This is a genomic window from Spirillospora sp. NPDC049652, from assembly GCF_040675125.1.
GTDB lineage: Bacteria > Actinomycetota > Actinomycetes > Streptosporangiales > Streptosporangiaceae > Spirillospora.
In genome coordinates, this window is record NZ_JBFAOF010000851.1 from 1 (window position 1) to 3159 (window position 3159).

The window sequence follows — 3159 nt, forward strand, 5'->3', positions numbered from 1 at the left end:
GACGACCTTGGTGATGCGCACGCGCACGAGGTACTCCCCGGGGACGGCGTTGCGCCTGCCGAACTCCTCGGCGCGGTCCTCGCCCATGTACCGGCCGCCGATCGCGGTCGCCCAGCGCAGCAGCTCGTCCTGGTCGTCGGTGAGGGCCGCCACCCCGTCGATCATGACGAACGAGTAGGGCGGCGCCTGGTCGTCGACCGCGATCGACACGCGGGGGTCGCGCTTCAGCGCGTGGGCCTTGAGGCCCTTCCCGTAGGTGGTGAACAGCAGGTCGTCGCCGTCCAGCAGGAACCAGATGGGCGTCACGTGGGGCGACCCGTCCTTGCGGATGACCCCGATCTTGCCCGTCCGGGTCCCCTCCAGCACGAAGGCCCGCCACTCGTCCGCCGTCATCGCTTCCATGATCCCCATTATGGGGTGGCCGCCGCCCGCCGTGGGTGGCCGGGCCGCTACCGTGAGCCACATGGAGATCATGACGGCGCACGGGGCCGCCGAGGTGACGGTGGACGAGCCCCGCGCGGCGGAGGGCGCGGCGGAGGGGGCGGCGTTCCTGCTGGTGCTGACGCACGGCTCGAACGGCGGGGTGGACGCTCCGGACCTGCTGGCCGTCCGGGAGGTCGCGCTGGATCTCGGCGGGGCGGTCGCGCGGGTGCTGCAGCCGTTCCGGAAGGCCGGACGCCGCGCGCCCGGCTCGGCGGTGCGGCAGGACGAGGCGTGGCTGGAGGTCGTGAAGCTGCTGCGCGACCGGTTCGGGGACGTGCCGCTCGTCCAGGGCGGGCGCAGCAACGGTGCTCGGGTGGCGTGCCGGACGGCCCGGGAGGCGGGCGCGGTGGGCGTGGTGGCACTGGCGTTCCCGCTGCATCCGCCGGGGAAGCCGGAGAAGTCGCGCGCGGACGAGCTGCGCGGCGCGGGGGTCGAGGCGGTCGTCGTGAACGGTGACCGCGACCCGTTCGGGGTCCCGGACGCGGCCGACGCCGCCGAGGTGGTGGTCCTGCCGGGGGAGCGGCACGATTTGAACAGGAATCCCGCCGCCGTGGGGGCGGCGGTCGAGCCCTGGCTGCGCCGCTGGGCCTGCGCGACGGCCTGAGGGAGCCGGCGGAGGACGGCCGCGGCCCCGGCGGGATCGACGGGGGCGATGCGGCCGCCGGCGCCGGTTCGCGGCCCGGACATGACGGAGCCCCGGCTGCTCGGCCGGGGCTCTTGCTTCCTGCGTTCGTTGTGCCGTTCTCGTGCGCGGTGCCGTCTCCGGACGGAGCGCCCGCGGCGCCCGCCGGGTGGCCGGCGCCCCCGAGGAAGATCACCCGTTCGGACTAGTCCCCCGTGCGGGACCGGTCAGGCGACCGCGCCGACGCCCGCGTCGGTCGGCCGGTGCGGGGCGACGACCTTCCCGTCGGGCAGCAGCTCACCGGTGTCCTCGAAGATCACGACGCCGTTGCACAGCAGGCTCCATCCCTGTTCGGGATGCGAGGCCACGGTCCGCGCGGCGTCGCGGTCAGGCCCGTTGGAGGTGGGACAGTGCGGTTGGTGTGGGCACATCGGCGTGCCTCCGGTTCAGGTGCTCGATGGGTGGTGCTCTTCTGTCTGACGCATCCGAGTGTGGAACGGTTCGACCCCGGGCTGCCATAGTCCGAAGGGACGATTGTCCGGTGGTACCTCGGTACCCCTCCGGTGTGATCGGACTCACCCTCGGGGCCAGGTGATCAGAGTGCCCTCGAATCGGTCTCGGCAAGAGCACGACACGCTGTCCGATGCGTAAATATCGTCCCGGTTCGTCCGGAGAGGTGTCCGGGACCGGCCGCCTGACCGGCCCGCGATCGATCGTTTCCCCCTGGTGCGCGGGGGTCGGAGCCCTACGATTGCGCCTGGGGCGGGGCCAGACCCAGGGGAGGTGAGGCCCGGATGCGCGTGGCGCTCTTCATCGCCTGTGTCGACGACACGATGTTCCCGGGCACCGGCCGGGCGGTGACGGCCCTGCTGGAGCGGCTGGGCCACGAGGTGGTCTTCCCGGCCGGGCAGACTTGCTGCGGTCAGCTGCACTGGACCACCGGCTACCGGCGCGAGGCGGCCGCGCTCGCGCGGCGGTTCACCGGGGTGTTCGACGGAGCGGGGACGATCGTGACGCCGTCGGCGTCCTGCGCGGCCGCGGTCCGCTCGTCCTACCGGAGCATCGCGCGGACCGTGGGCGACGGGGAGCTGGAACGCGCCGCCGCCGGGCTCGAGGTCTACGAGCTGACCGAGTTCCTGGTGGACGTCCTAGGCGCATCGGACGTGGGCGCGCGCTTCCCGCACCGGGTGGCGTACCAGCCGACCTGCCACGCGTCCCGCGCGCTAGGGGTGGGCGACCGTCCGCTGCGGCTGCTGCGCGCGGTCAAGGACCTGGAGTTGGTCGAGCTTCCCGCCGCGGAGGAGTGCTGCGGGTTCGGCGGCGCCTTCGCGGTGAAGAACGCGGACGTCTCGGTGGCGATGGTCGCCGACAAGGTCCGGCATGTCCGGGACACGGGGGCGGACGTCCTGTGCGCGCTGGACAACGCCTGCCTGGCGCATGTCGGCGGCGCGCTGTCGCGGCTGCGCGCCGGGGTGCGGGTGGCGCACGTCGCGGAGATCCTGGCGTCCACGGGGGAGCGGACGTGAGCGCGGGCGCGGAGCGGCTCCCCGACCCCGCCGACTCCGCCGACCGTGAGGCGGAGGCGGCCGGCGGGTTCGGCCTGGGCACGCTGCTGGGCCTGGTGACCGGGCAGCAGAAGAGCGCGGCCCGGCGGCGCGGAGCCCTCGGAGGCGGGACGGACCGGGACGGTCGAGCGCTTTCCGGGCATGGCGCGGACGGCGGGCCCGGCCTGCCGAGGTTCGCGGAGGCGGCGAAGGAGGCGCTGGCCGACGCGGGCGCCCGGCACGACCTCGCCGAGAGCGCCCGCCTGGCGCGGGAACGGATCGCCGCCGCGACCGGCGAGCCGGGCGACTGGGAGCGGCTGCGCGAGGCCGGCGCGGCGATCCGCGACCGGGCGCTGCTCGACCTCGGTACCCACCTGGAGGACTTCGAGCGGGCCGTCGCGGACGCGGGCGGCCGGGTGCACTGGGCCCGCACCGCCTCCGCCGCGCGCCGGATCGTCGCCTCGCTCGTCCGTGACGGCGGCGACGGCGAGGTCGCGGTGGCGGACGGCC

4 protein-coding genes and 1 pseudogene are annotated in these 3159 nt (G+C 74.9%); 3 read left to right on the plus strand and 2 right to left on the minus strand.

Annotated features, from left to right (window positions below; all coding sequences use genetic code 11):
* A partial coding sequence (locus AB0J52_RS33765; protein WP_500186939.1) for a PPOX class F420-dependent oxidoreductase occupies positions 1-402 on the minus strand: 402 nt, incomplete at its 3' end.
* A 61-nt stretch (positions 403-463) separates the two neighbouring features.
* Between AB0J52_RS33765 and AB0J52_RS33770 the strand changes: the two genes are divergently transcribed.
* The gene (locus AB0J52_RS33770; protein ID WP_500186940.1) at positions 464-1087 is read left to right on the plus strand and encodes an alpha/beta hydrolase family protein; all 624 of its coding nucleotides are present in this window, start codon (positions 464-466) and stop codon (positions 1085-1087) included.
* Between the two features lie 245 nt (positions 1088-1332).
* On the opposite strand, the gene AB0J52_RS33775 is transcribed toward AB0J52_RS33770, so the two are convergent.
* Entirely contained in the window at positions 1333-1536 is a 204-nt protein-coding gene (locus AB0J52_RS33775) for a DUF5999 family protein (protein WP_500186941.1), read from the minus strand.
* 363 nt (positions 1537-1899) lie between these two features.
* Between AB0J52_RS33775 and AB0J52_RS33780 the strand changes: the two genes are divergently transcribed.
* The gene (locus AB0J52_RS33780; RefSeq protein ID WP_500186942.1) at positions 1900-2631 is read left to right on the plus strand and encodes a (Fe-S)-binding protein; all 732 of its coding nucleotides are present in this window, start codon (positions 1900-1902) and stop codon (positions 2629-2631) included.
* A pseudogene (locus AB0J52_RS33785) lies at positions 2628-3159 on the plus strand (hypothetical protein); the annotation flags it as partial. The gene AB0J52_RS33780 and the pseudogene AB0J52_RS33785, both read left to right, overlap by 4 nt.

Coding starts and splice junctions, on each gene's coding strand:
- AB0J52_RS33770 (WP_500186940.1), top strand. CDS start 464: ATGGAGATCATGACGGCGCACGGGGCCGCCGAGGTGACGGTGGACGAG.
- AB0J52_RS33775 (WP_500186941.1), bottom strand. CDS start 1,536: ATGTGCCCACACCAACCGCACTGTCCCACCTCCAACGGGCCTGACCGC.
- AB0J52_RS33780 (WP_500186942.1), top strand. CDS start 1,900: ATGCGCGTGGCGCTCTTCATCGCCTGTGTCGACGACACGATGTTCCCG.